Origin of the sequence: Noviherbaspirillum sp. (genome assembly GCF_035254685.1) — a bacterium.
Taxonomy (GTDB): Bacteria; Pseudomonadota; Gammaproteobacteria; order Burkholderiales; family Burkholderiaceae_D; genus Noviherbaspirillum.
Genome location: NZ_DATFAI010000020.1, coordinates 454,629 through 460,642, shown reverse-complemented (window position 1 = coordinate 460,642; position 6,014 = coordinate 454,629). Strand labels below are relative to the sequence as shown.

At 59.8% G+C, this 6,014-nt stretch carries 8 protein-coding genes; all 8 read left to right on the top strand.

Features of this window, described 5'->3' with window-relative positions; genetic code table 11:
- On the top strand, positions 1 to 664 hold a 664-nt coding region (locus VJ698_RS07930), incomplete at its 5' end, for an ABC transporter ATP-binding protein (RefSeq protein WP_324102182.1).
- A gap of 52 nt (positions 665 to 716) precedes the next feature.
- The gene (locus tag VJ698_RS07925) at positions 717 to 1,307 is read left to right on the top strand and encodes a gamma carbonic anhydrase family protein (protein WP_324102181.1); all 591 of its coding nucleotides are present in this window, start codon (positions 717 to 719) and stop codon (positions 1,305 to 1,307) included.
- A gap of 180 nt (positions 1,308 to 1,487) precedes the next feature.
- Positions 1,488 to 3,566 (top strand): 3-hydroxyacyl-CoA dehydrogenase NAD-binding domain-containing protein, encoded by a 2,079-nt coding sequence (locus VJ698_RS07920; protein WP_324102180.1) that lies wholly within the window; start codon positions 1,488 to 1,490, stop codon positions 3,564 to 3,566.
- Between the two features lie 208 nt (positions 3,567 to 3,774).
- Positions 3,775 to 4,182: a response regulator gene (locus VJ698_RS07915; protein WP_324102179.1), complete on the top strand. Its 408-nt coding sequence runs from the start codon at positions 3,775 to 3,777 to the stop codon at positions 4,180 to 4,182.
- 124 nt (positions 4,183 to 4,306) lie between these two features.
- The gene (locus VJ698_RS07910) at positions 4,307 to 4,435 is read left to right on the top strand and encodes a hypothetical protein (RefSeq protein ID WP_324102178.1); all 129 of its coding nucleotides are present in this window, start codon (positions 4,307 to 4,309) and stop codon (positions 4,433 to 4,435) included.
- A gap of 145 nt (positions 4,436 to 4,580) precedes the next feature.
- Positions 4,581 to 4,802 (top strand): hypothetical protein, encoded by a 222-nt coding sequence (locus VJ698_RS07905; protein WP_324102177.1) that lies wholly within the window; start codon positions 4,581 to 4,583, stop codon positions 4,800 to 4,802.
- Positions 4,803 to 4,918: 116 nt separating this feature from the next.
- Positions 4,919 to 5,521: an HdeD family acid-resistance protein gene (locus tag VJ698_RS07900; RefSeq protein WP_324102176.1), complete on the top strand. Its 603-nt coding sequence runs from the start codon at positions 4,919 to 4,921 to the stop codon at positions 5,519 to 5,521.
- A 51-nt stretch (positions 5,522 to 5,572) separates the two neighbouring features.
- Positions 5,573 to 6,010: a CBS domain-containing protein gene (locus tag VJ698_RS07895; RefSeq protein ID WP_324102175.1), complete on the top strand. Its 438-nt coding sequence runs from the start codon at positions 5,573 to 5,575 to the stop codon at positions 6,008 to 6,010.
- The last annotated feature ends 4 nt before the right edge of the window (positions 6,011 to 6,014 follow it).

The window sequence follows — 6,014 nt, the reverse complement described above, 5'->3', positions numbered from 1 at the left end:
TTACGGCAAGAGCCACGTGCTGCACGGAGTGGACATGCAGGTGGGGGAAGGGGAAATCGTCAGCCTCTTGGGGCGCAACGGCGTGGGGCGTTCGACCACGGTCAAGGCGGCCATGGGGCAGGTCGACGTGACCGGCTCGATCCGCTTCAAGGGCGAGGAAATCACGGGACTGAAGGCGTTCGAGGTGGCGCACAAGGGGCTGGGCTACGTGCCGGAGAACCGCGACATCTTCCCGACGCTGACGGTGGAGCAGAACCTCATCCTGGGCGAGAAGAAGGGCAGGAAGTCGCGCTGGAAGCTCGACGACATGTACCGCATGTTCCCGCGCCTGAAGGAGCGCCAGCACACGGCAGCCGGGGTGCTGTCGGGCGGCGAGCAGCAGATGCTGACGCTGTGCCGCACGCTCATGGGCGACCCGGACCTGATCATGATCGACGAGCCGACCGAGGGGCTGGCGCCGAAGATCGTGGACCTGGTGGGGGAATACCTCAAGGAGCTCAAGAACCGGGGCATCTCGGTGCTGCTGGTGGAGCAGAAGCTGGCGATCGCGCTGGAGATTTCGCAGCGGGTGTACGTGATGGGGCACGGCTCGATCGTGTTCGAGGGCACGCCGGACGATCTGCGCGGCAATGCCAGCGTGCGCAAGGAGTGGCTGGAAGTGTAAATCGAGAGGGCGGGCTCGGCTCGCCTTCGTTTTCATCCGACGAGAAACAAGCATGGCATTCATCGGACCGGATGTGGACCTGCGCAAGCCTGCCTATGTCCACGAGACCGCACATCTGTATGGCAAGGTCATCGTCGAAGAGCACGCATCCATCTGGATGAACGTGGTGGCGCGTGCCGAGCACAGGCAGATCGTGATCGGCAGCTACACCAACATCCAGGACTTCGTGATGCTGCACATCGGAGATGCGACCGATACCATCATCGGCAGTCACTGCTCGATCACCCATCATTGCACCATCCATGGCTGTACCATCGGCGACAACTGCCTGGTCGGCATCAACTCCACGATCATGGACGGTTGCGTGATCGGGGAAAACTGCATCATCGGCGGGCATACCTTCCTCAAGCCGGGGACGGTGATCCCGCGCAACTCGATTGTCACCGGCGCGCCGGGCAAGGTGATACGTACTCAGAACAATTTCGTGCGCAACCGGATGAATGCCTATGCCTATTACAAGAACGCGCTTGCCTATGCGTCCGGCGATTTCCGGGCCTGGAACAGCGCATCTTTTCCTGCCGAAATGATGGCTGAGATGCAGCGACTGAATGCGATGATCGAGGGCTCTGATGCCGGCAACTGAGACATTTTCGTTGCTGAAAGATTTTGTGCCGTATTGCGATTGCCCATTGCATGACGCCTGCGGAAAACGCCTTCAAAATTTTCGGCAAAAATAATACGATCGTTCTATTTTCGGGTATAGTAAGGACCTTCTGAATTCCAAACCCGTTTCAGCGTCCACCACATTTACAAAGGAAGAGATATGACTGCCGAATACAAGGTTAACGGCGCGGTTGCCGTCATTACGCTCAATAATCCGCCAGTCAACGGCCTGGGCCACGCCACGCGCAGCGCGATCGTCGAGGGCATGAAGAAAGCCATGGACGACGAGGCGGTGAAGGCAGTCGTGATCACCGGCGCGGGCAAGGCTTTCTCCGGCGGCGCCGATATCAAGGAATTCAACACGCCAAAGGCATTGGCAGAACCGAACCTGCACACCGTCATTAATGTCATCGAAAATTCGACCAAGCCGGTCGTCGCGGCTGTTCATTCCGTCGCCATGGGCGGCGGCCTTGAACTGGCGCTCGGCTGCCATTATCGGGTTGCATCACCCGGTGCGCAGATCGCGCTGCCGGAAGTCAAGCTGGGTATCCTGCCGGGCGCAGGCGGCACGCAACGCCTGCCGCGCGTGGTGGGCCTGGAAATGGCGCTGAACATGATCGTCTCCGGCAACCCGGTGCCTTCCGAGAAGCTCGCGAAAACCGCGCTGTTCAACCAGATCGTGGAAGGTGACTTGATGGAAGGCGCGCTGGCATTCGCGAACAAGATCGCCGATGCGCGTCCGCTGCCGAAGGTGCGCGACATCAAGATCGATTACCCGAACTACGAAGGCTTCCTGCAATTCTCGCGCAATACGGTCGGGGCCATGGCCGGCCCGTTCCCGGCGCCGCTCAAGTGCGTCGATGCGGTTGCCGCCGCGGTGACGATGAAATTCGACGACGGCATCAAATTCGAACGTGAACTGTTCGTCGAACTGGTCCAGACCACTGAATCGAAAGCGCTGCGCCATGCCTTCTTTGGCGAGCGCGCCGCGAGCAAGGTGCCGGATGTTCCGGAAGACACCCCGACGCGCACCATCAAGAACGTGGCCGTGATCGGCGCAGGCACCATGGGCGGCGGCATTGCGATGAACTTTGCCAACGCCGGTATTCCCGTCACCATCCTCGAAATGAAACAGGAAGCGCTCGACAAGGGACTGGCGACGATCCGCAAGAACTACGAAAACACGATGAAGAAGGGCAAGCTCACGCCCGAGAAATTCGAGCAGCGCACGGGCCTGATCAAGGGCACGCTGTCGTATGACGACATCGCTCAGGCCGACATCGTGATCGAAGCAGTGTTCGAGGACATTGGCGTGAAGGAGCAGGTGTTCAAGAAGCTGGATGAAGTCATGAAGCAGGGCGCGATCCTGGCATCGAACACCTCGACGCTCGATGTGAACAAGATCGCTTCCTTCACGAAGCGTCCGCAGGATGTCATCGGCCTGCACTTCTTCAGCCCGGCCAACGTGATGAAGCTGCTGGAAATCGTGCGCGGCGCGAAGACCGGCAAGGATGTGCTTGCGACGGCGCTGCAGTTGTCGAAGAAGATCAAGAAGACCGGCGTGGTCTCTGGCGTGTGCGACGGCTTTATCGGCAACCGCATGATCGAGCAGTACAGCCGCCAGGCCGGTTTCCTGCTGGAGGAAGGCTGCCTGCCGGAACAGGTGGACAAGGCCATCGAGAAGTTCGGTTTCGCGATGGGACCGTTCCGCATGGGCGACCTGGCCGGCAACGATATCGGCTGGTACATCCGCAAGCGCCGCTATATCGAGAAGCCGGAAGTCACCTATTCGAAGACTGCCGACCTGCTGTGCGAAATGGGTCGCTACGGCCAGAAGACCGGGGCAGGTTGGTATGACTACAAGCCGGGCGACCGCAAGCCTTATCCGTCGCAGGTGGTGAACGACATGATCGTCAAGCACTCGGCCGACCTCGGCGTCGAGCGCCGCAAGATCAGCGATCAGGAAATCGTCGAACGCCTGGTGTATGCGCTGGTGAACGAGGCTGCCTGCATCCTCGAGGAGGGTATTGCACAACGCGCTTCCGACATCGACATGGTTTACCTGACCGGCTACGGCTTCCCGCTGTTCCGCGGCGGCCCCATGTTCTATGCCGATACCGTCGGACTGCAGAACGTCGTGATGGCGATGGAGAGATACGCCAAGGGTCGCCATGGCAATGCCTGGAAGCCGGCGCCGCTGCTGGCAAAACTGGCAGCCGAGGGCAAGACCTTCAACTGATCCCGCCTGTCTCCGTGAGGAAAGCCCGGCCTGGCGCCGGGCTTTTTCTTTTTTGGAAGAGAGTTGCCTTGCGCGAGCCTATGCGGAATCCTGCGGCAAGGATGGCATAAGGAAATCTGGCCAAATTCCTGCCGATTGCTAAGATGAAAACAGAGCGATCTCCCCATCCGTTCCTGAAATGCAAAAATGCAAGGAAGAGGTGTCAACCATGGACAGCCCGGTACCAGCCAGGATTCTTGTCGTCGACGACGAAGAGCACGAGCGAAAGCTCCTGGAGGATCTCGCGAAAGAGGAGGGCTATCTGACGATCAGCGCGACCAATGGCAAGGAGGCGCTGGCGCTCGCCGTGACCGAACAACCGAACCTGATCCTGCTGGACCTGATGATGCCCGGGATGGACGGTTTTGAAGTGACGCGCTGGCTGAAGAACAACCCGGCAACGCATGGCATCCCCATCATCATGGCCACTGCCCTTGAAGATGTTGCGTCGCACGAAGGCATGCTGGCGAGCGGCGCGGATGAGTTCATCAACAAGCCGGTGGACCGATGGGAATTGTCGCTGCGCATCAGCAAGGCACTGAAGTCTTTCCGCAGTGCTGCCGGACCGGAAGTGTGAGGAGCACGCGGTGTGCGTGGCGAATAGCATGGCGCCAGCGCTCCTCGTGATCGAACCGGCGTGATCTAACGCAAACCGGGACCGGAAGCGCTGCCTAGACTGAACAGTCAACCAGGAGGTGTGGATGAACGCATCATTGCAATTCCATAAGGCCGACCCGCATGGCAAACAGAGCGCAGGCCATCGCAGCCGCCTGTGGCTTCTCCTGTTGCTGCTGGTGCCGGTGATCGCAATTGCATGGCGCGTCAGTTGATGCGGCGCAGGCTATTGCATGAGCGGTATGAGTGGCGATCCGATCAGGCGCTGGCATGCAAAAGAAATCATTTGGCAGGGGAGTGCGGGGCGTGAGAGTGACGCTGGGCAGAAGGTTTCCATGGCTCTTCGCCATTGGATGTGAGATGGACGATAGCGACGAACACCTGGATTACAAGGGATACACGATTTTTCCCATACCGACGGCTGGGTCGGGAGGCGTGTGGTACGCCGGTTATGAAATCGCGAAGCGCGGGATCACGGTCAGGGTGCGCCGCAACCTGTTCCCCGGTTTCTTCTACCATGATGCCGCGCGCGTCGACAGCATCGAATATGCAAAACTGGAGATCGATCAGATGTCATCCTGACGAAACCGGCGACCGGCGACCGGCGGGCGCTCTCGGCATGCATGGCCGCATAGAGGAACAGGGAACAGGCTGAAGCCGGCCCGCACACACGCCGCATTCTTGCAGAAGGAGAACAGATGATGAGTGATATAGCCTTGCGTTCCTGGTGGGTCTATGCGCTGCGGGGGCTCGTTGCCATCGTGTTCGGATTGCTTGCCTTGACCTTGCCGGCGGTAACCTTGCTGAGCCTGGTTGCCCTGTTTGCGGCCTATGCCTTCATTGCCGGCGTGGTGTCGGTGGCCGGTGCGGTCAGGAACAGGCGGCATGACGAAGACTGGTGGCTGCCGTTGCTGTTCGGATTGGTCAGTATCGGTGCGGCCGTGATTGCGGTGATCCATCCGGCGCTGACGGCACTCGTGTTCGTTCTCGTCATCGGCGCCAATGCGCTCGTCGGCGGCGTGCTTGATATCGCCGCTGCCATCCGCTTGCGCAAGGTGATCCGGGGCGAGTGGATGCTGGTATTGAGCGGCATCGCCTCGATTGTCTTCGGCGCGCTGGTGTTCCTGTTCCCGGGCGCTGGTGCGCTTGCACTCATCTGGTGGATCAGCCTGTACGCCGTCGTGACCGGCGTGCTGCTGCTGGCGCTGGCATTTCGCCTGCGCACCCTGGCGCGGAGCGGGCGCATCGAAAGGCGCGTCATTCGCGACCGCCGTGCGTCCACGCCGCAGGCAGCGCATTGATGCAAAGCTGATGTTGTCCTTGGCTGTGCTTGACTTGAACGGGAGGGAGCGATGAAATCGGTTGCGCATATTTTGCAGGAAAAGCCGCAAAAGGCAGTCTTTACCATTTCACCGGACGCCAGCGTCCTTGATGCCATCAAGGTAATGGCAGAAAGGGGCATCGGCGCCTTGCTGGTGATGGAAGGCGAGAAGGTCGTTGGCATCATCAGCGAGCGGGACTACGCGCGCAAGGTCGTGCTGATGGGCCGGTCATCCGACAAGACGCCGGTGCGTTCCATCATGAGCTCTCCCGTCATGTACGTGCGCCCGGACCATACGAACGAAGAATGCATGGCGCTAATGACAGAGAATCGCCTGCGCCACTTGCCTGTGATGAACGACGGCAAGTTGATCGGCCTGATTTCCATCGGCGACCTGGTGAAGGACATCATCTCCGAGCAGAAATTCATCATCGAGCAGATGGAGCATTACATTCGCGGAGAGCGCTAACCAC